The organism is Methanocorpusculum sp., from assembly GCF_030655665.1.
Lineage (GTDB): Archaea > Halobacteriota > Methanomicrobia > Methanomicrobiales > Methanocorpusculaceae > Methanocorpusculum.
This window is the reverse complement of the sequence record NZ_JAUSPQ010000002.1, coordinates 1-25233: the sequence shown is the minus strand read 5'-3', so window position 1 is coordinate 25233 and position 25233 is coordinate 1. Positions and strand designations below refer to the sequence as shown.

At 45.8% G+C, this 25233-nt stretch carries 23 protein-coding genes and 1 tRNA gene; 12 read left to right on the top strand and 12 right to left on the bottom strand.

Annotated elements, in window-relative coordinates:
* A complete protein-coding gene (gene mfnA / locus Q7J08_RS00465; protein WP_304909731.1) occupies positions 1–1098 on the bottom strand; it encodes a tyrosine decarboxylase MfnA in 1098 nt (365 codons plus the stop codon).
* Between the two features lie 28 nt (positions 1099–1126).
* The gene (ppsA, locus tag Q7J08_RS00460) at positions 1127–3406 is read right to left on the bottom strand and encodes a phosphoenolpyruvate synthase (protein WP_304909730.1); all 2280 of its coding nucleotides are present in this window, start codon (positions 3404–3406) and stop codon (positions 1127–1129) included.
* A 207-nt stretch (positions 3407–3613) separates the two neighbouring features.
* On the opposite strand from ppsA, the gene serA reads away from it, so the two are divergent.
* Positions 3614–5197, top strand: a complete 1584-nt coding sequence (gene serA / locus Q7J08_RS00455; RefSeq protein ID WP_304909729.1) for a phosphoglycerate dehydrogenase — start codon at positions 3614–3616, stop codon at positions 5195–5197.
* A gap of 95 nt (positions 5198–5292) precedes the next feature.
* A tRNA-Val gene (locus Q7J08_RS00450) sits at positions 5293–5366 on the top strand.
* Positions 5367–5565: 199 nt separating this feature from the next.
* Here the strand turns inward: Q7J08_RS00450 and Q7J08_RS00445 are convergent.
* Genes Q7J08_RS00445 through Q7J08_RS00410 form a run of 8 tightly spaced genes read right to left on the bottom strand, consistent with a single transcriptional unit; the run spans position 5566 to position 15467 of the window.
* Entirely contained in the window at positions 5566–6027 is a 462-nt protein-coding gene (locus Q7J08_RS00445; protein WP_304909728.1) for a type IV pilin N-terminal domain-containing protein, read from the bottom strand.
* The gene (locus Q7J08_RS00440; RefSeq protein WP_304909727.1) at positions 6024–6512 is read right to left on the bottom strand and encodes a type IV pilin N-terminal domain-containing protein; all 489 of its coding nucleotides are present in this window, start codon (positions 6510–6512) and stop codon (positions 6024–6026) included. The genes Q7J08_RS00445 and Q7J08_RS00440 overlap by 4 nt, the downstream gene beginning before the upstream one ends.
* Entirely contained in the window at positions 6509–7312 is an 804-nt protein-coding gene (locus Q7J08_RS00435) for a hypothetical protein (RefSeq protein WP_304909726.1), read from the bottom strand. The genes Q7J08_RS00440 and Q7J08_RS00435 overlap by 4 nt, the downstream gene beginning before the upstream one ends.
* Positions 7309–7734, bottom strand: a complete 426-nt coding sequence (locus Q7J08_RS00430) for a type IV pilin N-terminal domain-containing protein (RefSeq protein ID WP_304909725.1) — start codon at positions 7732–7734, stop codon at positions 7309–7311. The genes Q7J08_RS00435 and Q7J08_RS00430 overlap by 4 nt, the downstream gene beginning before the upstream one ends.
* Positions 7735–7743: 9 nt before the next feature.
* Positions 7744–9549 (bottom strand): type II secretion system F family protein, encoded by a 1806-nt coding sequence (locus tag Q7J08_RS00425; RefSeq protein WP_304909724.1) that lies wholly within the window; start codon positions 9547–9549, stop codon positions 7744–7746.
* Between the two features lie 12 nt (positions 9550–9561).
* Positions 9562–11292: a type II/IV secretion system ATPase subunit gene (locus Q7J08_RS00420; protein WP_304909723.1), complete on the bottom strand. Its 1731-nt coding sequence runs from the start codon at positions 11290–11292 to the stop codon at positions 9562–9564.
* On the bottom strand, positions 11292–13031 hold the full coding sequence (locus tag Q7J08_RS00415; protein ID WP_304909722.1) for a hypothetical protein: 1740 nt from the start codon (positions 13029–13031) through the stop codon (positions 11292–11294). The genes Q7J08_RS00420 and Q7J08_RS00415 overlap by 1 nt, the downstream gene beginning before the upstream one ends.
* A complete protein-coding gene (locus Q7J08_RS00410; RefSeq protein ID WP_304909721.1) occupies positions 13032–15467 on the bottom strand; it encodes a hypothetical protein in 2436 nt (811 codons plus the stop codon). It abuts the gene before it with no gap.
* A 288-nt stretch (positions 15468–15755) separates the two neighbouring features.
* On the opposite strand from Q7J08_RS00410, the gene Q7J08_RS00405 reads away from it, so the two are divergent.
* From Q7J08_RS00405 to Q7J08_RS00375, 7 genes are all read left to right on the top strand, one after another.
* Positions 15756–16391 (top strand): type IV pilin N-terminal domain-containing protein, encoded by a 636-nt coding sequence (locus Q7J08_RS00405; protein ID WP_304909720.1) that lies wholly within the window; start codon positions 15756–15758, stop codon positions 16389–16391.
* Positions 16388–17065, top strand: coding sequence for a type IV pilin (locus Q7J08_RS00400; RefSeq protein WP_304909719.1), 678 nt, complete (start codon positions 16388–16390; stop codon positions 17063–17065). The genes Q7J08_RS00405 and Q7J08_RS00400 overlap by 4 nt, the downstream gene beginning before the upstream one ends.
* 26 nt (positions 17066–17091) lie before the next feature.
* A complete protein-coding gene (locus tag Q7J08_RS00395) occupies positions 17092–17772 on the top strand; it encodes a type IV pilin N-terminal domain-containing protein (RefSeq protein ID WP_304909718.1) in 681 nt (226 codons plus the stop codon).
* Positions 17773–17777: 5 nt separating this feature from the next.
* Complete coding sequence (locus Q7J08_RS00390) at positions 17778–18422, top strand: type IV pilin (protein ID WP_370651224.1); 645 nt, start codon at positions 17778–17780, stop codon at positions 18420–18422.
* A gap of 15 nt (positions 18423–18437) precedes the next feature.
* A complete protein-coding gene (locus Q7J08_RS00385; RefSeq protein ID WP_304909716.1) occupies positions 18438–19145 on the top strand; it encodes a type IV pilin N-terminal domain-containing protein in 708 nt (235 codons plus the stop codon).
* 5 nt (positions 19146–19150) lie between these two features.
* The gene (locus Q7J08_RS00380; protein ID WP_304909715.1) at positions 19151–19867 is read left to right on the top strand and encodes a type IV pilin; all 717 of its coding nucleotides are present in this window, start codon (positions 19151–19153) and stop codon (positions 19865–19867) included.
* A 550-nt stretch (positions 19868–20417) separates the two neighbouring features.
* Positions 20418–21083, top strand: a complete 666-nt coding sequence (locus Q7J08_RS00375) for a helix-turn-helix domain-containing protein (RefSeq protein ID WP_304909714.1) — start codon at positions 20418–20420, stop codon at positions 21081–21083.
* A gap of 7 nt (positions 21084–21090) precedes the next feature.
* Here the strand turns inward: Q7J08_RS00375 and Q7J08_RS00370 are convergent, their stop codons facing one another.
* A complete protein-coding gene (locus Q7J08_RS00370) occupies positions 21091–21879 on the bottom strand; it encodes a putative ABC transporter permease (RefSeq protein ID WP_304909713.1) in 789 nt (262 codons plus the stop codon).
* Positions 21880–22145: 266 nt separating this feature from the next.
* Here Q7J08_RS00370 and Q7J08_RS00365 point away from each other — a divergent pair, with 266 nt between their 5' ends.
* A complete protein-coding gene (locus Q7J08_RS00365) occupies positions 22146–22652 on the top strand; it encodes an HD domain-containing protein (protein WP_304909712.1) in 507 nt (168 codons plus the stop codon).
* Between the two features lie 133 nt (positions 22653–22785).
* Positions 22786–23406, top strand: coding sequence for a hypothetical protein (locus Q7J08_RS00360; RefSeq protein ID WP_304909711.1), 621 nt, complete (start codon positions 22786–22788; stop codon positions 23404–23406).
* A gap of 11 nt (positions 23407–23417) precedes the next feature.
* Here the strand turns inward: Q7J08_RS00360 and Q7J08_RS00355 are convergent, their stop codons facing one another.
* Positions 23418–24566 carry a TIGR04083 family peptide-modifying radical SAM enzyme gene (locus Q7J08_RS00355; RefSeq protein WP_304909747.1) on the bottom strand — a complete coding sequence of 383 codons (1149 nt, stop codon included), beginning with the start codon at positions 24564–24566 and terminating at the stop codon, positions 23418–23420.
* Between the two features lie 61 nt (positions 24567–24627).
* Between Q7J08_RS00355 and Q7J08_RS00350 the strand changes: the two genes are divergently transcribed.
* Entirely contained in the window at positions 24628–25086 is a 459-nt protein-coding gene (locus Q7J08_RS00350) for a peptidylprolyl isomerase (protein ID WP_304909710.1), read from the top strand.
* The last annotated feature ends 147 nt before the right edge of the window (positions 25087–25233 follow it).

The window sequence follows — 25233 nt, the reverse complement described above, 5'->3', positions numbered from 1 at the left end:
TTAGTTGATTTTTGCGACGTCCGCAAGGAAGTTTTCGATAACATCGCGGGTCACGTGGGGCATCAAGACAAATCTGAGATGACCTGCACGGGTGTGCGAGACGATCCATCCTTCTGGAACCGGTCCTGCTTCGAACGTCGCAACGTTCATGACCGGATCGACGGCACGTGTATATCCAAACGTTTCCATCCCTTCGACGAGACGCCGGGTGTTTTCCATACAGCCGGCTACGACCGCACGGAACCCTTCTCTTCCAAGGAGTTTGATGACGGCATAGGCGCCGGCAACGTCCGCTCCCGGTCGGGTCCCGGCAAGAGTGCACTCTTTTTTTACGGTCAGATACGGCGTATCTACGTTGAGCGTTCCAAACTGTTCCGGTTTCCGGAGGAGCAGACATCCGCAGGGTATCGTACTCAAACCCATCTTGTGCGGGTCGAGCGAGATCGAGGAGACTCCCGGAACTTCGAAGTCGAATGGTACCGGGTTTGGCAGGAACGGGATGACCATTCCGCCGAATGCTGCATCAACATGATAGAAGAGGTCGTTTTCGATGGCGATCTTTGCGATCCTCTCGACGTCATCGATCATACCGTACTCGGTCGTGCCGGCGATCGCTGCGATCGATATGGTATTTTTATCGACAAGCTCCGCCATCTTGTCGCAGTCAACAGTGTAATTTTCACCGTATGGTGCGATCCGCATCTCAAGTCCGAGCATATCGCAGGTCTTATCGAAAGAAAAGTGAGCGGATGCCGGAACGACGATGTTGGGGTTTCTGATTTCAGGCTTCAGTTTTTTCGCGATACGAATCGCCTGAAGGTTCGATTCGGTCCCGCCCGAGGTCGCATATCCGCCGGCTCCCGGGTGATGCATGAGTTCGCCGAGCGAATGTACCAGCAGATCTTCGATTTTTGTTGTGCCTGGGAAAAGTCCCGGGTCGCCAAGGTTCGTGCCGCTAAACAGTTCATGTACGGAAACCGCGATCTCGTGCGGGATCGTACACATCGAACTGAGGATATGGTCGTGATGCAAATCCTCTGCCCGATATCCGGATAAGAAGGAGATGACCTCCTCCCTTTTGCATCCTTTCTCCTCCATGAAAAATCACGCTAAAAATAATATGTGGTTAGTTTTTCTTCAGTGCTGCATTCAGAATGATCTGTTTTTCCGTTTTTGCAACGGTCTCTCTGATCTTCTGGATGGCGTCGATGTTTGCGGAAACGCTGGAGATACCCTCGTTTACGAGCCACTTGACGTACTTTGGATCGGATCCTGCCTGACCGCAGATGGAACATTCCACGCCTGCTTCCCTGCACTGGGCGACACAACTTGAGATAAGGCGTTTGACCGCCGGGTGTTCGGGTTCGTACATCTCGCCGATCAGACCATTGTTCCGGTCAACTGCGAGCGTGTACTGGACAAGGTCGTTCGTTCCAAAGGAACAGAAGTCGATGCCGGCTTTGATGAACTCATCAATGATGATCGCCGATGCGGGGATCTCGACCATGATACCAAGATCCATATTTTCGACATCGAGTCCCCATTCGCGGAATGCCTCTTTTGCAGCAAGGAATTCACGCGGGTGCTGGACGAGAGGGAACATGATACCAAGGTTGTGGTAGCCTGCTTCCCAAAGACGGCGGAAACATTCTGCCTGCATCTTGAACTGTTCTTTCTGGCGGAGGTCACGGCGGAGACCGCGGAATCCGAGCATCGGGTTGTGCTCATGAGGTTCGTCTTCGCCGCCTTCCATATTGAGGAACTCATCGGTCGGCGAGTCGAGTGTTCTGACCCAGACAGATTTTCCGCGGAATGCGTCAAGAACAGTTCTGATCCCGTCCATAAGTTCGGTGATGAACTGTTCCTGTTTATTGTGTTTGATATACCAGGAAGGGGTTTTGTTCATGCCGATGATGAGGTGTTCGATCCTGAGGAGTCCAACACCGTCTGCTCCGGTGGCTGCAGCACGGGCTGCTGCTTCCGGCATAGATACGTTGACCTTTACGGAGGTTGCGGTGATGATCGGAGAAGCGACGATCGCCGGACCTTTGGGTGAGGCTCCGCACTCTTCGGTCACGGCAAGTTTTCCATCGTAGATGATACCTTTTTCACCGTCGATCGTGACGATCTGTCCCTCTTTCAGAAGGGAAGTTGCCTGTTTGGTTCCAACGACTGCCGGGGTCCCGAGTTCACGGGAAACGATCGCAGCGTGGCAGGTCATTCCTCCTTCATCGGTGATGATACCGGCGACTTTTTTCATTGCCGGGACCATGTCGGGATTCGTCATGGTCGCGACCATCACATCTCCTTCCTGGATCCTGGAAGTGTCTTTTACATCATTGACGATGACGACTTTTCCAGAGGCAATACCCGGGGATGCTCCATATCCCTGGAGGATGATAGTGCCGGTGGCTGACGATGAGCTGGATTTTTTGGACTTTCCGGAATCTTTCTGGATCGTTGTGATCGGGCGGGACTGGAGGATATAGATCGTGTCTCCGACCATACCCCATTCCATATCCTGGGCACTCTTGTAGTGCTCCTCGGATTTGATCGCATACTCTGCAAGACGGAGGATATCCTTCTCGGAAAGAACCTGGGCGTTTTGCTTATCTTTCGCTATTTCAACGACTTTGGTTCCTTTCTTTCCATCCGGAATGATCTCAACGGATTTTGTGGCGATGGTTTTCTGGACGATCTTTCTGCCTTTTCTGTCATAGACATAGTTGTCAGGAGAGACGGTTCCGGAAACGATCGCTTCGCCAAGACCCCATGATGCTTCGATCATCACGGTTTTTGCACCGGAAACCGGGTGGGACGAGAACATTACTCCGGCCTTTTCAGAGAAAACAAGCTGCTGGACAACGACCGCGATATTCACGCTGCGGTCATCGAATCCATTCTTTGAACGGTAGTATATTGCACGGGCAGTGTATAGGGATGCCCAGCAGTTCTGGACTGCTTCCAGAAGGTCCTTGTCGCCGAGGATGTTCAGATAGGTATCCTGCTGACCTGCGAAGGATGCATCAGGAAGGTCTTCAGCAGTAGCGCTTGAACGTACGGCAACGACGGTGTCATTACCCATCGTTTTGTATGATTCAAGGATCTCAGCTTTGATCTTTGCCGGCATTTTTGCCGCACTTACCATCGCCTTTACTTTGTCGGAAGTGGCGTTGAGTGCATCATTGTTGTCGACGTCGAGTTTTTCGAGAATGGAGAAAAGGGGTTCTTCAAGTTTTGTCAGCTTTAAGAACTGGCGAAATGCCTGCGCTGTAACCACAAACGCCTGTGGGACCGGCAGACCAACATGGGTCATCTCCCCAAGGGAAGCGCCTTTCCCGCCTACTGAGGGGATGTCAGTGTTGCGGATTTCAGTCAGCCAGAGAATATTGGGTGATTTGTCCATAGATACTCACTCTATTATTGCTCTCTTAACAATAATAGATTATTGGAGAGGGGGCAGAATCAACTGCCGGTCATATTATAGAGTGGCGGCGGCGGATCGCCGGATGATATGGGATGCGAACACGACATTTCTCCACTTTGGAGAGGGGTTTTGCTCAGCACAGAAACATACTATACGGGTGAATACCAAATATGTACACGATAATCCGTGAGCTTCAAAGTACTAGTATCTGATCCTCTTGCAGCAGAGGGTATTGCTATATTAAAGGGATTTTGCGAAGTCGATGAGAAAGCTGATCTCTCTGAAGACGAACTCGTTAAAATCATTGGTGAATACGACGCATTGATCGTCCGCTCGGGGACCCAGGTTACTGCCCGGATCATTGAAGCGGCTGACAAAATGAAATACATCGGCCGTGCCGGTGTAGGTGTTGACAATATCGACTGTGAAGCAGCGACCAAGAAAGGCATCATCGTTTCCAATGCCCCGGAAGGCAACACGCTGGCAGCGACCGAACACACGATCGCGATGATGATGGCAATGGCCAGAAACATTCCGCAGGCAAGCGCATCCCTGAAGAAAGGCGAATGGAAACGCTCCAAATTCATGGGCAACGAGATGAACGGCAAGGTCCTCGGCGTTGTCGGATTCGGACGTATCGGCCGTGAAGTTGCAAAGCGTGCCCAGGCCCTTCAGATGACGGTCATTGCCTACGATCCGTTCATCCCGGCAGAAGTCGGAGCCGCGATGGGTGTTGAGATGATGAGCGTTGCTGAGCTCTTTACCCGTGCAGATGTTATCACGGTCCACACGCCTCTTATCCCGTCAACGACCCATATCGTGAACAAGGAGTCTATTGCCACGATGAAGACCGGTGTCCGGATGATCAATTGTGCCCGTGGCGGTATAATCGATGAGAAGGATCTCTATGATGCGATCGTCGCCGGCAAAGTGGCTGGAGCTGCTCTGGATGTGTTCGAGACCGAACCGCCGACCGAGTCCCCGCTTCTGAAACTGGATTCTGTGATCGTTACTCCTCACCTTGGAGCAAGTACGGTCGAAGCCCAGAAGAATGTGGCTATCTCCGTTGCTCATCAGTGTATCGATGTCCTGAAAGGCGGTTCTGCAAAGAGCGCGGTGAATGCACCGCTCGTAACGCCGGAAGTCAAATCGAAGATCGATCCGTATGCGCTTCTTGCAGAGAAGATGGGAAGCCTTGCTGCCCAGATCGCTGACGGTGCGATCACGGAAGTCGAGTTTGCCTACCTCGGTGAGATCGCCGACCTTAAGCAGAATCTGAAGTATGTGACCAGGCTTGGGATCAAAGGCATGCTTGAGCAGGTCCTTCATGAGCCGGCAAACATCGTGAACGCCGAGATCATTGCCCAGGGACGCGGTATTACGATCTTTGAGAAGACCTCGACCGAAGCAGGCGATTACAAGTCTCTTGTGACGCTCACGTTCAAGACGGAGAAAGGCAGCGAGTCGATCTCGGGTATCGTTACCCGTGCAGGTCCGCGTATCCTTTCGATCGGCAAATACGCGACGGATCTTGTCCCAAGCGGATTTGTGATCCTTGCAGATCATGTGAACCGTCCGGGCGTTGTTGGTCCGGTCGGTATGATCCTTGGCAAGCATCATGTAAATATTTCCAGTATGCAGGTCGGCGGCAGGAATGTCGGTTCCGAGTCTCTGATGATCCTCGCTGTTGACGATGTCGTCTCTCCTGAAGTGATGAAGGAAGTCGCGTCAAGTGACGGGATCACTGCAGCAAAGTTCGTTCGGCTGTAAATGCAGGGGATATCCCCTTCATTTCCCGGCACAAGTTAAAAAAATTTATATGTGTCCGGTGACAATCTAGTAAGGCACACAAGGTGCATATGTCTGGACTCGTGGTCTAGCTGGCTATGACGTCGCCTTGACATGGCGGAGATCCTGGATTCGAATTCCAGCGGGTCCATTGTTTTTTTTTGTTTTTAAAAAATAGGTAATACTTACATTTTTTTTCTTTACCATCTCGTCAAAAAAGTTTCATGGTTTTCCACTCTCAGTTATCAGTGCCAAAACAGATGTGTGGTTAAATGATTCAAATCGAAAATTGGAAAAAGTATTCCGCTCTTGCTGATTTTCGTGATGGACTGTTTTTGTGGTATTCTGCCTCAGGCAACTAATATTTCCCCTGATGATATAGGTTTTCCCTCTGAATCATAGATTGTATACATCAGATGTTTTCCCATTGATACGATGAAATTATCCATTTTAATATTTGTCCCGGTTTTTTCACCAAGTATTTTGAACCTGTCTCCAAGAGAAATAATTCTGCTGTTGGTATACGCCTCGAAAGAATCACCTTTGAGAATAATGGATTTGTCCGATTCCTCACGGATACCAAGTCTGATATGTATCATATCAAGAGAAAATGAATCTCCCGAAATAAGTTCCAAAATAACATTCCCGTCATCGATATCGGTTGCCACAACATTTGCCGTAATGGGTTTTTCCGTAGTTTCAACCGAATTATTCATGATAATAGCAACACTGCTGACTAACAGAATTGTAACGGTGAGCATTAACAGCACACCCACAACTTCTGAGACTCCATGCTCTTTTTTGCGGTTCATTTTCCCTCCAAAAGGATAGTTGACTGATAAATGATTGTCGATGACGGCAGGTGATAGATTTTGATCTCAACTGGAACTGATACATTAGCAGCAGCTTTTAATTCATCAACGGTTATACCAAAAATTTCTGATGTTTTCGTGATATTTTCTGTCGTGAGTATCTCTCCTGCAGACCATGCCGTGTCGTCTGTAAGTTCAGTAAGCATAAAGGAACCTCCATAATCATCTTTATCCGGATTTTTCACTAGAAATGAGACTTTGATATCAGACGGGGTCAATCCATTCCCGCTTTTGTGTTCAAACAGCAGTCTGAGATTATCTCCCGAGCCGTATGACGATACTGAGAGATCTACCGATGGTGTTGGTTCTGAAACTGATCCGATCCCTCCTGCAAATGCTGCAAGAACGCCGGCTGCAACGATCGTCATGGCAAGTAAAAGCATTATACCGACAACAGGGGAAACTGCACTGTCTTTCTCTTTCATTCTGTACTCACCGTTATATTCAGCCATCTGACGCTCAGATTCATATTACTCGAACTCGGTACTTCGGGATATCTGAAAACCGAAGTGCCGTTAATGTCGAAAATTTCGATGCATTCTCCTGCAATGAGCAGAATATCTGCAATCGGTGCAATCGATGCATTCATGAGGATATTTGCATTTCCGCTGCCGGTAATACTATTTTTTTCAGTAATACTCATCTTAGGTATCGTTACCGTGGCATTGTTGTTTTCATCGGTTGTCACAGTAATATATTTCCCCGAAAGTCTGTCTTTGACAATACTCTCTTCTCTGCTGATTCCATTTTCAATTGTAAATAATGTCTGAGATCCCGGTGTTTTTTTAGTATCTTTCGTGATCCATACAACACCGTTTTCATAAGCATATCCCTGTTTTTCCCATGAAGTAAATGACGGAGTGTATGTGAGATTCACCTGCGTTATTTCCTTATCGGAGTTCCCTGGTATTTTGAGTGTGCCGATTACAGCATTCTCTGCCTCAACAGTTCCGCTTGATTTCGCCGGTGATAGAAGCACGTTGCCCCCTCCAAGTGTGAATGTTTCGGAAAACTGCGCTGGTTTTCCAAGGCTGTACATATTATCCACATCCGATGCAAATCTGTCAAAAACGAGTTTCACATCCTCACTATGGATAATTTCAGATTGTTGTTTTAATCCCGGAACATATGTCGTCGTATAAACCGCGATGCAGGTTGAAAGAATTGCGAGAATCAGCATCATGGCAATCACGGTTGAAACTGCATCATCGTTTGTTTTTTTCATGAAATCACCAACCCGTCTTTTGCATAAATGACACTATCGGCTGTTGTCAATCTCAGACTATAACTGTCAAATGGAACACTTGAGGTATCTACGGCATAACATCCGCCAAGATCAAAGACGGCGGATTCATTGTTTCTGCAGTCTGTGAGGGAAATTTTCTCAAGAACAATTTTATCTCCGCCGGTGGTAGGCGTCAATACTGCTGTAAGCTCTTTTCCCTCAACCCAGTCACCTCCTTTGTGCCAGAAATATATCGTATCAACTGATTTGTTCATCGAAACATCGACAATAGTGTCGCGTTCGCCCGGCAGCAGATTAAGTGCAGACATAGCAAACAAAGATATCAGTATAAGTATGAGTGCCAGAATCAGCATCTCTCCGGCAACTGAGGTGATTCCATCATCATTTTTAGTTAATTTCATTGATTTCACCTAGATAATATACACAAATGTTATAATGGTTGCAATAAGCAAGATAATTGAATGTTTCAGACCGCAAAGAACACTGTTTGACGACATCTGTCCTGCCATGATTCCTGAAAAAAATGCAAGAATTATGCCGATATGGAACATATCCGTCTTGTTTGATGTCAGATCAAAGGTGATATCAAATGATGAGAAACTTGAGATGAATGCAACGTTCATCTGATATGCTGAGTAAAGATAAATCCCGTATGAGAGATAAATGACCGCAAGATAGACAAACGAGACATTCAGACGCTTGCTTTTCATCTTTATATAATGTTCCAGATCAGAGATTGCAATCGTTAGGATTTCCCTGATGTAATCTGTGACTTCACTTGCTTTCACTAACAGTGAAATTGCCCTTTTCACCGAAACAAGACCGATACGTTCCTCCATCCTGACCAAAGCGTTTGAAAGATGTGCTCCGTAGGAAAGTTCTTTCGTCACGATTTTGATCTCTGATGAAAGAACACCGGTTTTGTTTCCGGAAATCATTGCTATTGCCCCCTGGAGTGTCATGCCGATATCACGCATATCGGCAATTTCCCGCAGAAATTCCGGAAGCTGCTTCTCTACTTTGTTTACATAGTTTTTTCTGATCTCATATGCAGTCATTAACGGAAGAGCGGCCGCAATAATTATGATGCAAATGAGAACTTCCGTTGTCATTACCGGAAAAACATTAGCAAATGTGCCGGTGATCCAGGATACAACTACGAGTGCTGCAAAAATTGCTCCGATGATTCCCGGAATCGTATAATCCGAAATGAAAAATTTAATCGGATGCCTTAGGATATCGAAATATCTGATGATCTTTTTTCGTGCATTTATCTGCTTGATGAACTTAGCATCAGGCTCGGTTTTTGTTTCCGCATCAAGAAGATCAGATCCGTATTCACTATCTCTGATCTCCCTGCTGGCAATTCCTAGATTGTCCGGAGGCAGGAGAATATACAGGATCACAATTAATATTATCGCACCAAGCGGCAGGAAAATCAGCATGATCGGCATAATATTTCCCATGGTATTCTGACCCGAAAGGTTCTGGGCAACGAGCATGATCATAATGGCGATCGGTCCGGCAACAAACGCCGTAACATAAACCTCTGCAATCATTTCCAAAAACTGTAAGAGTGCATCCAGCTGCTGTCTGGCAATTTCACGGTATGACTCTGATTTGGAGTTGAAAAAATTGGTCATATTGCCGCCGCTTCTGTAAACAAGGGCAAGATCGTTTAATAATTCCCGAAAATTTTCCGAAGGAGTTATTTTTATGGTGTTTTCTATTGCCGTCAGCAGATCTTCGCCAAACAATTCCACATCACGGACAATCAGCCCGCATTCCCGTGAAACTTCTCCATAGAGGTCAGCTGCTTCATACACGCTTCGAAAAATTGCATACAGGTTTATCGTCGAAGACAATGCCTGCATGTAGGTTATCGCATAGGGCAGATCCTGTTCAATTTTGTTTTTTCTGCCTTGGGCCTGAAGCATCGGATAGTAATAAAAGCAGATGAAGACTCCGATTGGAATGAGTATACAGCTGATGGTGATAACTGCCCATGCCGGTATAAATGAGATAACGGGAATTGTAATGCCCATAACCGTTATGAGAGTTCCTAAAAGGGCGATCATAATGCCGGAAAACACGGTTATCAGTATTGTAAGCATCATATACTGATCTACAGGGACAATTATGTGTGCCGAGCGCAGTGCGTTTTCCAGTTTATTATTGAAAAGGATCTTATCAAGGATATCGGGATTCTGTCTCATGCTCTGGTCTCACTATACTTTTCGTTCACGCAGAATTGTCTCAATAATTGCCTTTTCCACAGCTTTCAGGCTGATATTTTCCGATGAAGCCATCTGATCAAGTGCCAGTTTCTTGCTGTTGATTCTTTCCTGCAGTTGTTTATCCGTCCAGCCGTTCTGATAGGCAATGCTGTCAAAAACGATGGAATGGGTATAGACTTTATCAAAGTGATCTGTCGTGTGGTTCCACTGAAACAAGGGTTTCCATTCAATTTTTTCATCATCGACAATGATTTCGTTTAAGGATAAACAGCGCCTGAATCCTTTTCCCTCTCCGTAAAGAAGACTCTGAATCACAACAAGGTTAAGCGCTCCAAACATTGCTACAGGCACATTGATCGGATCATTGATAAGTCGGTTAATTGCTTCTTTGACATTACCGGCATGCAGGGTTGAGTAGGTGGTATGTCCGGTGTTCATCGCCTGGAATAACGTCTGGGCTTCCTCTCCTCTGACTTCTCCGACAATGATATATTCCGGTCTTTGTCGGAGGGCAGCTTTTAAAAGTGAGAACATGCTGACGTTTCCAATACCGGAAACATTTGACGTACTCTCACGTGTTTTCATCGGGAGCCAGTTGACATGCGGCAATTGGATCTCGCGGGTATCTTCAATAGAAACGATTTTGGCAACTGCCGGAATAAAAAACGACGCCGCGTTCATCGTTGAGGTTTTTCCGCTGGCTGTTCCGCCGGCAATAATCAGGCTTTTTCTATTCTCTACAGCAAGCCAGATATGTGCCATGAGTTCGCTGCTGTATGTATTCGAGATGATAAGATCTGCCGGAGTCATTGGTTCGGCTTTGAATTTTCTGATGGTAAAGGAACTTCCCTTGGATGAGATGATATCAGAGTAGGTTAACTGGATACGCGAACCTTCCGGCAAAGCTGCATCAATGATCGGTGAGGTTAAAGACAGCTGTTTGTCTCCTTTCTGTGCAAGTTTTAAGACGTATTTGTTCAACTCGGTCGAGTCAAAAATGACATCGGTTTCGACGTTGGCAAATCTTCTATGATAAAGAAAGACAGGAATGTTTGCTCCGTTGCAGGTGATATCCTCAATTTTTTCATCATGCATAAGGGGGTTAAGTTTACCGTATCCCAGAAAATTTCTGTTGAGGAAATAAATTAGTGTGTCACGTCTTTCCGGGGTTATATCCGGGTCGAAATTGGTTATGACTTCTCTGAGAAGATACGGGTCAAGTTCAAGTTCCCCGCGTTTTCGAACCGTGTCGTAGACAAGCATGCTTCTTAGATGTTCAAATGTTTCCTCTAGTACAACGAGCTCTTTTTCGTTGAGTTTCGGCTCTACCATCTGATAATGGACATTGTCGTATCCATCGCGGTAAATGTTGGCGTATGCATACGGCGGGGTAAGCCAGTATCTGTCCAGAATTTCATATTCAGTATCCCACGGCGGCAGGTGGAGAACCTGCGGCGGCTCTTCAAAGACTTTTTTTTCTTCATTTTTCCCGGAGAGAAGGGATTTGAAATTGAATAAAATCTCGTCTTTTTCAGCAGTTTTTTTCTGATTTGCTGATCTCCTTAGTTTACTTTTTTTCGTCTTTAGAGGAGGAGATATTTTATCTGTCGAATTACCGGTATTTTCTGAGAAGATTTCTTTGATTATGGCGGAATCTTCTTCATCTATCACAGGCGGAACTGTTGGTGTTTCCGCTGATTTTTTAAACTGAGGCAGACGCATCAGATTCCCCCTGCATATATTGTGGTTTCGTTTTTACCCCAGTATTCGATTACAACCGAGGCAAGTACATTTCTGGAAAAGATACCTATCGCATAGTGTCCGGGTGAATAGAATCTGCTTGTGTCATACGTGTCTGCATTTGCATGGTCCTGCCATCCGGTAATTTCAACTAATGTAATGCTGCCGTCGTCACCAATTTTATAAACCGCAATGTTCAAATCAGCATACGGCGTCATTCCGTCCATATCAGAATCAAGATTGCTCTGATCATAGACCCCGTCGATCGTGTAGGTTATTCTCCATGGTGTTTCGATTACCTGCTCTGCTGTTCCAACCGGCGTATACAGAGTCCCTGGTGTTCCTTTTATGGTGAGAAAATGCTCGTAGAGTTTCCATTTATCATACTCGACATCCCATGAAACACCAGACGGATACCAGGTGCTTTCCAGATATTCCTGGGCATTTTTCTGCTGTTCAAGAGTGAGGTAATAGTCAGAGTCCATTTCGGAAAGATAGAGCGGTGAGTAAATTGGATGACCCGCGATCCAGAATTTGCCGCCCGTGAGCATGGAGTCTATTGTTGGAAATTCTGGTGAATGATCCAGATCAAGGAGTAATCCAAGGTCGAGGGATTCTTTTTGTACCGACTCGCCGGATGTTCCGCTCCAGAGTATGTCGGTCTGAATAACTACCGGTGCCTGTGAATTATACGCAGAGACCGGTGTCCCTTTTGATGCTGTATCTGCAAGCCAAACTATTTTCACCGGCACTGTCCACGAAGCATTTTCTATCGTGTAGGTAACTTTTGTATTGGAGCTGGTATTTTTCGGGAAATCGGGCGTGAGTTCTGCTGAGAAGGAATTGGATGACGGAACATAGAGTGCATATCCAAGGGATCCGGACAGACTTCCTATATTCCAGGTTCCGGTTCCTGCATACCATCCTTCAGCAGTATCGCAGCCTGAAGGGTTCGCGGCGGTTGTAACTCCGTATAGTGGATATACTGTCGTTTTTTCGGCACTGATACTGATAGTGGTCAGAGGGTAAGTCGTATTCACTCTGTATACCATCCCATTTGCCGGGTCTGTTCCAACTAGTCCGAGAGCAGTCGCTTCCGGAATTATTGTGAGGCGGTCATATTTCAGCGGATAATACAGAAGAGCCGAGCCATATCCCATCTCTTCTAAAAGAGCTGATGCCAGAATCGTCAAATCTTCAGAATCACCTGTCTCATCTGCAAGGGTAACTACCGGTGCCCGAGGATATTCTGATGAACGACCGGTTTCGCTGTCTGTCTGGTAAGAGAGAGACTTAACAAATGAACATACAAGATTTATCGTTTCTTCACTGTTGTACGTATTTGCGTCTGCAATATTTGACAACTGCCACGCAGTATCGGCAATACAGCCGTCGTCTCCGGAGAGGATAATGTAGTTATATAAATCCTGTGGAATATCCGTTCCGCCGAAGTCAGTGTTGTACATTTTATATGCATCTTTGGTTACCAGCACAGTTACGCTGTTTTCATCACCGTTATACTCCCATTCAAATGTTTTAGCTCCCCAGGGCCCTGTTTCCTCCACAATATCTTCCGGATTTTCCACGATCTGTTCTGGTGTAAATAGGGAAAAGCCGCCGTTTCCAAAAAATATTATGGCGGCAACCGTTATTACTATGACAATTCCCATTCCGATGATCAGATTCCGGAATGTTTTTTTGCTAAGCTGTATGGATGCCATTCACTTCCTCCTGAGATAGGGGATAAGTCCCGCAAAAAGTGCCGGGACAACGTAAATAAAGCCGGATGATTTTGTCTGGGTGGGGATAGGTGTTGAAACCGGCAGATTTGTCTGCACCGGTTCCGGTGTCTGCTGGGTGGTTAGGGCTGGATCATATGTTTCACCGGTAACCGTTGAGTCAACTTCCGATTCTCCTCCAACGGTAAATGTCATGGCGGTTGTAACCCCGGTGTCGATGTTGGTGACTTTTGCTTCATAGGTTCCCGGGAACCAGGTTGACGTATCAATTTCACCAAACGAGAAGGGACGCGACATATACTTTGCATAGGGAGATACAGATGATGGTTTTACCCGTTCTGTTGGGATCATCATTGCTATGTTGTTGTCTGGATTTTCAAAATCAAGTCTCTGAATCTTCAGACTGAAGGTGTCATCGGTGTAGTAATTCGTAGTTCCTTGAATTGTTATGGTGGCCCCAATGGGGGTGTTTCCCAATTGGGTTATTTCGATCCTTGGTTTTTCAATTGTAAATTCCGTGATAACATACAAATCGTCTGAATTGGGATCGGAGATCGCATTTGTTAAGGTATATGCAGCATTATCAGACTGCTGTGTTCCAAGATTGGCACTGCTGCCCCAGGCTGTATTGATAATGCTGAAAGATCCGCCGGTTATATCCGGCGTTACGTCAAATACAGCGTTTGGACCGGGATGCTGGAGGATAAGATAGTATGTTCCCGGACCGAGATCATAGGAAAATGACCGGTTGTATTCAAAACTTGTTGTTCCCTGAGGGGCAAAAAGTCCGAACATTGAGGTGTCTTCGATCAGCAGATACTTTGCTTTCATATCAGCGTATCTGAAGTTTGATCCAATGATGTACCAGCGGACGTCACCATACATACCTCCCTTTGTTCCCGGACTCCCTCTCGCAGAGATATTATAGCGAAGATAATCACCTTGGGTAAAGTAACCACTGTTGGTTTCGTCGGATTTTGCGTGAATGCTCTGGTCACTTATCACATAATCATGAGAAATATCACTGCTGTATCCCTTCCCCTTCGGTGTGCTGCTTTCTATGTATCCATAGGGTTGGAGATTGGCATGTATCGTGTAGGTTCCCGGTTCGAATCCGCTGGTGATCCACCCTCCCTCCCATAAATTAAGCACTATGCTGTAGGTAAATATGGTAAATGTTGACGGATCTCCGTCAACGACGGGTGTTCCGGTCAGACTCACACCATTTTCAGGAAGGTTTGGTCCGGTTATATAGAAATAAATATCAACATTGGATAGTGCACCTTTTACCGTGCCGGAAAGTTTGATGTAATCGCCTTCTGCAAAGAGACCAGATACGGCATCACTTGGTGGAGCATCAAATATCAGCGAAATGGTGGTTGCAGCAACAGTAATTGATGCACTTTTTACTGTGCCCGATCCCGAAGCCGTTATCGGATAATTGCCGGCCGATGCATTGGCGGGTACCGTTATTGGAAGGGACACGGTTCCATTCCATCCGGGTGTCGCGGTAATTGTATGAGGATCAACGATGACTACCCCCTCGGCAGGATTAAAATAAGGTGTGTCGCTTCCGGTTTCAGAAAGTACAACAGTATAGGCAGTAAAGGGGATGCCGGTCAATACAGCCGTGCCGGTGTTGCCTGCAGCAATATTTGCTCCGGTAAGACTGAAAGTACTTTGTACTGCAGTAAAGGAGTATTGAATTTGTGTTTTTTGTGTTGGAAGGCCGTTCAACTCTATGTTAAATGAAATCGTGACCGGTGTTGAATCTCCGGCAGGGATCAGGGACTGATCAACCAGTTTAAACGCATAATTCGCATTGGTTTTATCGGTCGGATCAGGTACATTCCGGAGTGACTGAGTGCTGCCCCCGATATTTGTAATCTCCTGCGTCTGAACACCCGTCTGGGTATTTGTGATAGTGAATCCGTTCCAGTTTCCATTTAGTTGATCAGGGTGGAGATTACTTCCGGAAATATAAAAGATAACTTGAGCTGCTTTTGAGATCGAGTCCGGATTTGAGTCGGTAACAGTAGTTGCATAAGGAGTCACCGCGATTTTCCCAAGATTAAGTTCCGCGATAGTGCATACTGTATATCCGAGTCTGCCAATGGAATTATTCCATGCTCCATATGTTCCCGGAGCCTGTGTTTGTCCAACTGAAGCGATCTGATTTATGAGGGCAATCTGATCTCCGTCAGTTACATGCTGAAGGTAGTCGACGGTATAACCTCCGCTTGAAAATGCTGAAAAATCCAGATTATTCTCTCCCCGATACACAGTATCACTCAGATTTATGCCTGCATTCTCGCCAGCTGCAGCTGCATATCTTGCCGAGACCGTTCCGGTAAACAGGCAAAGTATGATTACTGCAAGGAGTATAATTGAAATAATATTATTCGTATTCACTGACATTGTCCTCCTGCCTCTGATGTAAAGGATGCATATGATCTGCATCAAAACACATAAAGCAAGTTAATTTAAGTTTGCACCATTTATTGTGAATTCTATTTTATTAATTATTTGCACGTTAGGTGTGCTTTGCATATCTGAAATCACATCTGATTTGCATATTTAATCATCATATCTGGTTTTAATCCTGATTTGCAATTTATTTATATTGTTTTTCATCTAATATGTATCTGCAAAAAATTATTTTAGTTATACTCAATTAATATGATTTAGTTGGGTGGGGAAAATCGTATGAAAAAAACAAAGATGTTGAAAAAACACAGATCCGATCGGGATTCTGCAGTATCTCCGGTTGTCGGTGTTATGCTGATGCTGGTTGTAACAATTATTGTTGCAGCCCTTGTCGCGGCATTTGCCGGCGGTATCGGAACGACAACAGAAGCTGCACCTACAGCCTCACTTGATGTTTCTCTCTTCATAGGACAGGGTTCTGCCATGATTGAAAACATTGCCGGGGATACTCTGCCGACGAAAGATTTGCTGATCACCGTATCGTATGACGTTCCGGTAAAGTTTGCCAATAAGGCTTTGGATCACGGCGGAGAAACGATCATCCACACGATTGACGGCGGACTCGAACCTATAGCCGAAAACGATCTTAACACAACATTGGCGGGCTATCCATTTGTGTATCAGATTACCAACAACAATGAGACCGTTAGTAAACGAACGGTAAACAATCAGCTCTTTGGTCAGGCTGATTTGGTTTCAGGGAGTTCTATTGCTTTTGATTTGAATTATTTCGCAGGTTTCGATACTAAGAAAGCAAAAACATACGGCATAGACACCGGAACCAGATTCCATGTAACGATCGTTCACATTCCGACCAGCACCGTCATTTATGACAAGGATGTGAGAATCCAATGAAATCCAAAAACAAAGAGTCCGGGGTCTCCCCGGTTGTCGGCGTTATGCTGATGCTGGTTGTAACGATCATTATTGCAGCAGTAGTAGGGATGGTTGCATCCAATTATGTCGGAAGTACGGAGGCATCGCCTATGACAAGGATCAACTATCTTGGTTCTGTTCAGGGAAATGATTTTGAAAACGGCTTTTTAGGCGAAGTCGGCCTTCTTTTTGAAAATGCCGGCGGTGAAAACATTGTCCTGACAAATCTGGAGATCACTCTTCAAGAAAATACCCGTGGTGTTGTGAATGAAACGACAATTACGTTTAATGACGCTCCGTCAACCGCGATTTCCGGCATCCTGACACCCGGAGAAGCCCGTCTATCTACTACACCGTCGGCCAAAAAGGTTGACTACCGGATGAAAAAGGTAGGCGTCACAATGTCATACGGGAAGTATCTTGCGTATCAGACCATTGAGCCGGGAGACCGCTTCATCATTTATGCCGATCGGATTATCCAGAGTGATACCTCAAAGTACAGTCAGCTCTATATGGTTGCAACGAGAGATGGCACCTATTCTGAAGGGTTCTTTGAAATCGGTCCGGGAACGATTTACACCATTAAAGATACGTCAACGGGCAATGTCATTGCATCGGGTGATCTGTCCGGAAAGGTGTATGATTATATCTGAAACAGGAGTGTTGAACAATGAACATTATGAAAAAAACACATAATTCACAAAATGACAGCGCAGTATCTCCCGTAATCGGTGTTATGCTGATGCTGGTTGTAACCATCGTTATTGCTGCATTTGTGGCAACATTTGCCGGGGGTCTGTTTTCAACATCTGAAGCAGCGCCGGTTGCATCGATCGACGTAAAAATTCTCTACAACTCCGGATATACCGGAAATGATTGTGTCATGTACATCGAAAATCTAGGCGGAGATTCCATCTCCACATCAGATATGCGGATCTTAACCTATTATACATCCAAGACCGGTTCAAAGGCTGGAACTACCAAAGGTGATCGTACAGCAATGAATACCAGATCAATTACCGTTACCAATTCAACCGGAGCAACAGGTCAGAAAATCGTTGTACCAATCCTGCTGAATGCGGCATATGGTGACGCTGCAACTGATAACACTGCCATAAACTTCGGCAACTACAACTTTGCACCTGGAACGATCATGAGTACCTACTGCAATGAAGGAACTGCCTACATTCTTATGGGTCAGACAAGTTCCGCGAATCAGCTGAAATACCTTAATAAATATGACGGCGATACGGTCAATGACGGTTATACTGATTTTGGTGTCGGATCGACCGTACATGTTGAAATTCTCCACACCCCGTCGAACAGTGTTTTGTACAGCAAGGATGTGATCGTAGCATGAAATTCATGAAAAAAGACTATGCAGTTTCACCGGTTGTCGGTGTTATGCTGATGCTGGTTGTAACGATTATTGTTGCAGCAGTAGTTGCAGCATTTGTTGGTGGTATTACGAGCGATGAACAGATCGCGCCAAGCGTCAATTTTGATGTGTCCTATGCAGCAGGTATTTCAGATACCGATAAAACGAACAGCGTGCCGGATTATTCTTCATCGGCATCAAAAAACAACGGATTTGTCTTCAAACTTCTTGGGGGAGACTCTGTTCAGCTTGATAAGATAAAAATCATGCTGACAAGCGACGGGTCGTCGATAACGTTTGATCCAAGTATCTATCGTGATGAATCAAGTGCAGTTGTAAACGAGGCAGCTATTGATGTAATGCTTGGAACTGATAAGACAAGCGAGACCTACTTTGCGGTTGCCAATAATCTGGACAAGACAATTTCGGTTGGTGAGTCATTTATTCTTCTTGCTGACGGATATTACGACAACACAGATGATGTATCTGCTGTTAAAACGGGAAAATTCCTTCTCTGGACCCCGGCAACGGGCGGCAGATTTGTCGTTCAGGAACATGTTCCGGTAACCTATACGATATTCGATACAATTACCGGCAAGCAGATCCAGAAAGGGACAATCACCATCAACTGAATGGATGTGAAGAGAATGCGAACAGATAATGAAAAAAATGACGGGGTATCCCCGGTAGTCGGTGTTATGCTGATGCTGGTTGTAACGATCATTGTTGCAGCACTGGTCGCAGCATTTGCAGGAGGACTCGGTTCTTCAGCCCCCCCTGCCCCTTCCGCAGGCTTTGACTTCACTATTCATGCCGGCGGAAAAACTGCCTCATATCCTGGAGTTGTATGTGAAATACCGGTTGCTACTGGAGAATTTACCTCAAATCAGCTGAAGATTATTACGACCTATGTTGTTCCAGACACTTACAACGGTGTCCCTCTCACGAATGCAGGAAAGACAATCACCCATACAATCACAGGTCAGGTCGAGGATTACGGGATTGATCTGAGCAGTGGTAGCGCTTCTGTTAGCTGGGCTTCAGCTCCGGTTTATTCTGCCTCCGACGATCCCTTTGTTCCAAAAACACAGGTTTATAATGCTCCGATCGTAGCAACCACCGGTAACGGTTTGACTGTGGGTTATGACATGAACGATTATCTCTACTTTGGCGGTAATGCGCCCATTGCGAGCGGCACTGAATGGTGGTTTAAGGAGATCGATCGATTCCTTGGTTTCCCAACCACGGAGAGGACGATTTATGGATTTACTGAAGGGTCAGTTGTTCACATAACGGTGATTCATGTTCCCTCGGGAACCGTACTCAGCGATCAGGATGTGACAGCATTATGGTAATTTCAATGAGACGTTCTGGGAAAAAAGATGCAGGTGTATCGCCGGTTGTCGGTGTCATGCTTATGCTTGTTGTGACAATCATAATTGCTGGCATTGTCAGCCTGACGGCTGCCGGTTTTATGGATTCAACCGGTACACAGACAGACGAGCCTCAAATCGAGTTTGTCGGTCTTTATACTGCAGGATACACAGCAGCAACGGTAAGCAGCATAGCTAAACAAACCTATCAGAACGAAGCAGCGGGTCTTTTATTTAAGGTAGTCGGCGACAAGCCGGTTGATTTAACGAAGATGAAACTCTATCTTGCAAGCGGCCAGAGTTCCGGCGGCGGCGGGTCTGTTGACCTTGGCTATGATGACCCGGTTTCAACATACTATCTTCCCGGAGGCAGTACGTGGAATTCAAGGAGTCAGATAATTCTCCCTCCGGAATACATGAGGGGCTATCGTATCGTGATGTTTGGTCTGAGTGAAGATAATCCGAATATTCATAACACGATCGCAGATCCGGGAGATATGTTCATTGTTTCATGCGAGTACGTCAACCCCTCAAGTCCAAGCCTTGCTATCGGTCTGAGGAAAGATGATGCAGACGGCAATACCGTCATCAGCGCAGGTATCGGCGCAAACGGTGATGCAATACTGACGCTGGTAAATGCCGAGACCGGATACGTGTATGTGAGACATACGCTGATCGAATCGGATATGATCGCAACAGTTTAATTCTGATTTGCTCTGAAAACAGCTTAACAGGGAAAGAATGTCCATTCTTCACCAATATTTTTTTCATCCACAAAATAACTCCACATCCCCTTCATTTATGTGATGATTTACCATGCAGGGATACATGGATGTCTGCCTTTTTTTCCAAAAAATGTTATGAGGGCGTCTCTTTGATACTTTACCGTGATTTTACTTTCTGTGTGTGTTTCCGGCCGGTATTTTTTTTCTTATCAGTAATGTTTGGAGCCCTGAACTGTACAGATATCAGACCTCGGAAAAGTATCCGAGGTACCTGATATCTAAATTACTTTGATTGGAACATAAACTGCGCGCACATTTTGATAATGCATCATCTATAGTAAATATAATCTATTTAATATATTTAAAATAGTAATCTGAAAGTCGTATATCTCTTCATAAAGATAGCTGATGCTTCAGTTTTTATGTTTGGCATATTTAGGTGTCTGGCGAAGGGTTATGAGTAATATGTATATAATTAAACAGATAATTTTTATTTAACTAAATATAATCTTATTGGAGCTGCGCGATTATGGATACAAATACGGTGAATGTTTCCTCTCTAAAGAATTCGAAAGAATCCGGACTTAATATGATAATGTCTCATTTAAGAAACAGCAAGTTCGGGCTTTCAATATCCGACATTGCAAAAAAAACCGGATTGAACAGAAATACTATATCCCGATATCTAACGATACTTGCAACACTGGGTCAAGTCGAGATACGCACTGTTGGTCCTTCACATGTGTATCAGTTGTCTGAACGTCTTCCAATCTCGCCGCAGTTTCTGGCTGTACAACCTGAACCCACGATCGTTGTCAATCACGAAGGCATTATTCTTGCATTAAATTCGTACATGCAGGAAAGTCTTGGAAATAACCTCGGTATTAATACAGAGAATCTTGTCGGGAAAAATTATAAGGAACTTAATATTGAGTTATTTAATATAATAACTGCTCTGCCTGAGTATGTGAATGCGCTGAACGGAAAAATGCCTACGGTTGGAACATGGACATATCTGGAAATTGCAGCTGCCCGCTACCGGCTCTGGATACTGCCAATCATATTTTTTGATGGGATTCCCGGAATCATGATTCAGGTGGAGACGTGGGTAGGTCATAACGGAAGGAGACCGCATGAAATGTTGGCAGTTTATCCCTCATCAGATAGTATATCAGCGTATTTTCCCAAAAAATAGGGATAAATTATTTTGCCTGTTTCTCTGACTGTTTTTTCAGCTTTTCCCAGATCTCAGAATGTCTGAGCGAGGTCGAACCCGGGTAGGCTCTTGCCATACGCTGGATCTGGTAATGGAATTTGGAAATGACCTGATTCTCATCCACGCGCTCCTCGATTTTTTCATGGAGCGTATCGCGTATCTTCGCTGCCTCTACAAGGGTAATGCCCACTCTTGCGTTGATAATTTCTTCCGCTGCACGAAGCCGCTCGTTCAGTTTCAGGAGAGCGGAGAGAGAAATAGCAATATCTATTGCCAAAATTACACCAACGATTCCGGCAGCGATATTTATCACCATGTCCGGTATTTGGGTCGTTGTGTGGGTGGTGAGCGGTTCGATGACCATTATGAAGAGGACCGAAAGGAGACCGAAGAACAGTGAACATTTCAGACAGATCCTTCCCTGAAAGTTGAACTTATTTTTGGAATAGTCCCATAATTTAATGTGGAAAAATGATTCTAATATCACGGCAACAATATATTCAAGAATCGTTGCGAGCAGCATTCCCCCGAAAAATACCACGAGAATATTGATGATATTGAAGGCAATAGTCGGAGTTGGAAGAGCCAGTGTTCCAAATGCATTCACGGCAAGCATGATCAGCACAGCTCCACATCCGTAGATCGGAATGATCGGGCCGTTTAAAAATCCGCGGTTGATGAAATGTTTTGCTTTTATTGAGCAGTATGTCGTTTCCCAGATCCATCCAAGGAAACTGTAAAAAATGAACCCGAGAAAGTAGGCGGCAAGCATCATGATTTACTTTAGGTTGAGTCAGGTAAAAAAGATACGGGAGTCAAGTCTGCCAGAGGTGACCGATTTTCGATCCATTTGCTCGGAAAAATGTTCTTCTCGCGATACAGATGGCTGATTTATAGAACAATGTCCGCGTTTTTATCTTTGAGAGCCGGGTGTCTCGTGAATTGGACAAAGGTTTTCTCCTAAGATCGAAAAATAGTACAGACACGAGAATAGCAGAGCAGTCGTACAAAGTCGAACTGATTTTGTGAGCATACCTATCAATGATGAATACGTCAATTCAGGAAAACGAAGCAGTGCTGCAGGAGATCCTCTCAGCTTGCGAGGCTTTCCGTCTGCTTGAAACAAAGCAGTTTATGCAGCACGGGGACACGAACGTCTACGAGCACTGTATTGCTGTCGCCCGCGTCAGCTGTCTGCTTGCAGATAAGATGGGGTTATCGGTGGATCGCGGATCTCTTATCCGCGGTGCTCTGCTTCACGACTATTTCTTTTATGACTGGCATGTTCCGGATCCAAAACACCGCCTGCATGGATTTACCCATCCGAAGCGTGCTTTGCAGAATGCGATGGATGATTTTGCATTGACCACGGTGGAGCAGAATATGATCCTCCGCCATATGTTTCCGCTGACCCCGATCCCTCCGAGATGCTTGGAGGGCTGGGTGTTGTGTATCGCGGATAAGGTTTGTTCGACGTTGGAAACGGGACGGTTTACCCAAAATTCGTTTGCACGGGGTCTCTATGCGGAACTGGGAGAGATGCAGTGATTTGGGGTGGGTCTATCCAACGGATGAACATGTCAATTGGATAGACTCCCTCATACAGAGTATCATCTCATTTATCTTTTTGTCCTGCCAGAACAATATCACTGATTATTGAAATAGTTTCGAGAAAAATATCATGTCCAGACTCACTGATTCACGCATCGGAACATGGGGATACCTTCTTATTATTCTTATTGTTTTCTTATTTTCTCTTTCCGGCGTACTCTTCTATTTTGGGATTTCCTGGTGGACTGAGATGTTTTTGGCCCTGGGGTCCGGTATCACTACCGGTACGGTGATCTATAGTTTATCCAATCTCCAGTCAAAGAAAGAAACTGATCTATCAATGCTGCTCGATACCTCCAGAGAGGGATACGGCAGACATGTAAAATGTATGGCTGCCCTGCTCACAAAAATTTATTCCATTCAGGAAACTCCGATAACGCCAGAGGAACGGGCGGTGTATTCAAGAGATTTTGCTGATAATGCTGCAGAATTTGAACAGGCAGGTATCCGCCTGAGTGAACTGGAGGGATATGATATTTACGATCCTGACGAACTCAAGAAGTGTCTTGAGACCCTGCATCCGGTTTTTCCTGAAGTGATAAAAATGGCATCTGCCATTGAAACCCAGAATGACGCAGTTCTCGCAATGCGGGAGTTCGATAATAAAACACGCCAGCTCAAAAATATCCTTATGCTGACTCTCAGGCACTCCGATGTTGAATTACAACGGCTTCGGAAAAAACTCATCTAAAAAAAATATAGTTATTCATCAATGATTTTTTTGATCAGTCCCATCACGCTTGGCTTCTGCTGCCTCTTCACCCGTGAAACCCTGCTCACTGTCCGGGGAGCGTTCATCTCCTCATTCATCCGTGTGGTGATCTCATCGAAGATCCGCTTGTATGCTTCACAATGCGGATCGACCCCCTCAAGGAACCCTCCCGTCGGCGCTATTGCATTATACGGACACCCTCCTCTGCAGTACGTGATATGGGCACAGTCTTTGCATGCCGTATCCACATAATCCTTGAATGCCAGCATCCGTTTGCCTGCATGGCTCGCCATAAGACTCTCGATCGACGGAGCATCCCGCACATGCCCCATCACCCATTCCGGCATCCCGATGAACCGGTAACAGGGATAGATCTCCCCGTCCGGTCCGATCGCAAACGTCGTCCCCATACAGTCTGCATACGTACACACGCTTCCCGATCGCGTAAACACGCACCGGCAGAGATCATTGATGTTCATGATCTCAAGTTCGTCTGCATGGCTGACCGCCTCATCCAGAAGATAGACCAGCAGCTCCCCGTACTCCTCCGGAGCGAGCGTCCATGCATTCGGATTCTCTCCTTTCAGTGACGGCAGAGCCGGATGGAGTTTCATGACCCAGCCCTGTTCCTTGAAGAAGTTCACGATCTCCTCCTTCTGCTTCACGGAAGAGTTGGTGAACGTGCAGATGAATCTGACTAAAAGCCCGTGAGCTATGGCGATCCTGTAACCGGCAAGGCAGCGTTCAAAGTATTCATCGCCCCGCTGATAATTCGTCAGCTCCCGTGGTCCGTCGATGGACGAACCGATCGGGACCCGGTATTCTGCAAGGATCTCGGCGAGTTCATCGTCCATCAGCCAGAGATTGGTCTGCATGGCAAACTCCGGCGAGAGATGCGGGAGTCCTTCCGTGATCTTTTTGAGAGCCTGCCTGTAAAACTCTGCTCCGGCAAGCAGCGGCTCTCCGCCGTGAAACGTAAACGTGACCCGCTGTTCTTCGAGCGGTTTGAGCCAAGTGACAATATCATCTATCGTGTCAAGCGTCATCCTCGGGGACGTTTCGTCCGAACTCCAGCAGTATTTGCAGCGCCCGGGGCAGCCGAGTGTCGGAATGATCATGACGTGGAACGGATTTTTCATTGGTGTCACTACGTTTGTCATGATACATGTTTATTATTTTTGTCTGCGCACAACTACATACATGACAGCACAGAAAGTACTTCTTTCCACCAATCACGGTGACATCACTCTTGAACTCCGTGAAGATATGCCGGTCACGACCGGAAACTTTACGAAACTTGTCGGCGATGGATTCTATAACGGCGTCATTTTCCACAGGATCATCGACGGATTTATGCTCCAGGGCGGCGACCCGACCGGTACCGGCTGCGGCGGACCGGGCTACAAGATCCCTGACGAGTTCATGCCCGACAACAAAAACAACAAAGGCACGATCGCTATGGCAAATGCCGGACCAAACACCGGCGGCAGTCAGTTTTTCATCAACCTTGCAAACAACAACTATCTCGACAAAGCCCACCCGGCATTCGGAAAAGTCGTTGAGGGTATGGAGGTCGTCGAAAAACTTGGGAAAGTCAAGACCAACTACTCTGACAAACCTGAAAAAGAAGTTGTGATCGTAAAAGCGACCCTTCTCTAATCTTTTTTTTTAATAGGACTTACGCGGTGTGCTCTCAACCGAAAAGCTCACGTACTCTCAGGTTGTACTTTATGAAACCACAGTACAACTATCATGACTCCTGCCAAGACCACTGACGTAGACTACATGCATTTTCTGATTGCTGAA

Coding starts and splice junctions, on each gene's coding strand:
- mfnA (WP_304909731.1), bottom strand. CDS start 1,098: ATGGAGGAGAAAGGATGCAAAAGGGAGGAGGTCATCTCCTTCTTATCC.
- ppsA (WP_304909730.1), bottom strand. CDS start 3,406: ATGGACAAATCACCCAATATTCTCTGGCTGACTGAAATCCGCAACACT.
- Q7J08_RS00445 (WP_304909728.1), bottom strand. CDS start 6,027: ATGAACCGCAAAAAAGAGCATGGAGTCTCAGAAGTTGTGGGTGTGCTG.
- Q7J08_RS00440 (WP_304909727.1), bottom strand. CDS start 6,512: ATGAAAGAGAAAGACAGTGCAGTTTCCCCTGTTGTCGGTATAATGCTT.
- Q7J08_RS00435 (WP_304909726.1), bottom strand. CDS start 7,312: ATGAAAAAAACAAACGATGATGCAGTTTCAACCGTGATTGCCATGATG.
- Q7J08_RS00430 (WP_304909725.1), bottom strand. CDS start 7,734: ATGAAATTAACTAAAAATGATGATGGAATCACCTCAGTTGCCGGAGAG.
- Q7J08_RS00425 (WP_304909724.1), bottom strand. CDS start 9,549: ATGAGACAGAATCCCGATATCCTTGATAAGATCCTTTTCAATAATAAA.
- Q7J08_RS00420 (WP_304909723.1), bottom strand. CDS start 11,292: ATGCGTCTGCCTCAGTTTAAAAAATCAGCGGAAACACCAACAGTTCCG.
- Q7J08_RS00415 (WP_304909722.1), bottom strand. CDS start 13,031: ATGGCATCCATACAGCTTAGCAAAAAAACATTCCGGAATCTGATCATC.
- Q7J08_RS00410 (WP_304909721.1), bottom strand. CDS start 15,467: ATGTCAGTGAATACGAATAATATTATTTCAATTATACTCCTTGCAGTA.
- Q7J08_RS00405 (WP_304909720.1), top strand. CDS start 15,756: ATGAAAAAAACAAAGATGTTGAAAAAACACAGATCCGATCGGGATTCT.
- Q7J08_RS00400 (WP_304909719.1), top strand. CDS start 16,388: ATGAAATCCAAAAACAAAGAGTCCGGGGTCTCCCCGGTTGTCGGCGTT.
- Q7J08_RS00395 (WP_304909718.1), top strand. CDS start 17,092: ATGAAAAAAACACATAATTCACAAAATGACAGCGCAGTATCTCCCGTA.
- Q7J08_RS00390 (WP_370651224.1), top strand. CDS start 17,778: ATGAAAAAAGACTATGCAGTTTCACCGGTTGTCGGTGTTATGCTGATG.
- Q7J08_RS00385 (WP_304909716.1), top strand. CDS start 18,438: ATGCGAACAGATAATGAAAAAAATGACGGGGTATCCCCGGTAGTCGGT.
- Q7J08_RS00380 (WP_304909715.1), top strand. CDS start 19,151: ATGAGACGTTCTGGGAAAAAAGATGCAGGTGTATCGCCGGTTGTCGGT.
- Q7J08_RS00375 (WP_304909714.1), top strand. CDS start 20,418: ATGGATACAAATACGGTGAATGTTTCCTCTCTAAAGAATTCGAAAGAA.
- Q7J08_RS00370 (WP_304909713.1), bottom strand. CDS start 21,879: ATGATGCTTGCCGCCTACTTTCTCGGGTTCATTTTTTACAGTTTCCTT.
- Q7J08_RS00365 (WP_304909712.1), top strand. CDS start 22,146: ATGATGAATACGTCAATTCAGGAAAACGAAGCAGTGCTGCAGGAGATC.
- Q7J08_RS00360 (WP_304909711.1), top strand. CDS start 22,786: ATGTCCAGACTCACTGATTCACGCATCGGAACATGGGGATACCTTCTT.
- Q7J08_RS00355 (WP_304909747.1), bottom strand. CDS start 24,566: ATGAAAAATCCGTTCCACGTCATGATCATTCCGACACTCGGCTGCCCC.
- Q7J08_RS00350 (WP_304909710.1), top strand. CDS start 24,628: ATGACAGCACAGAAAGTACTTCTTTCCACCAATCACGGTGACATCACT.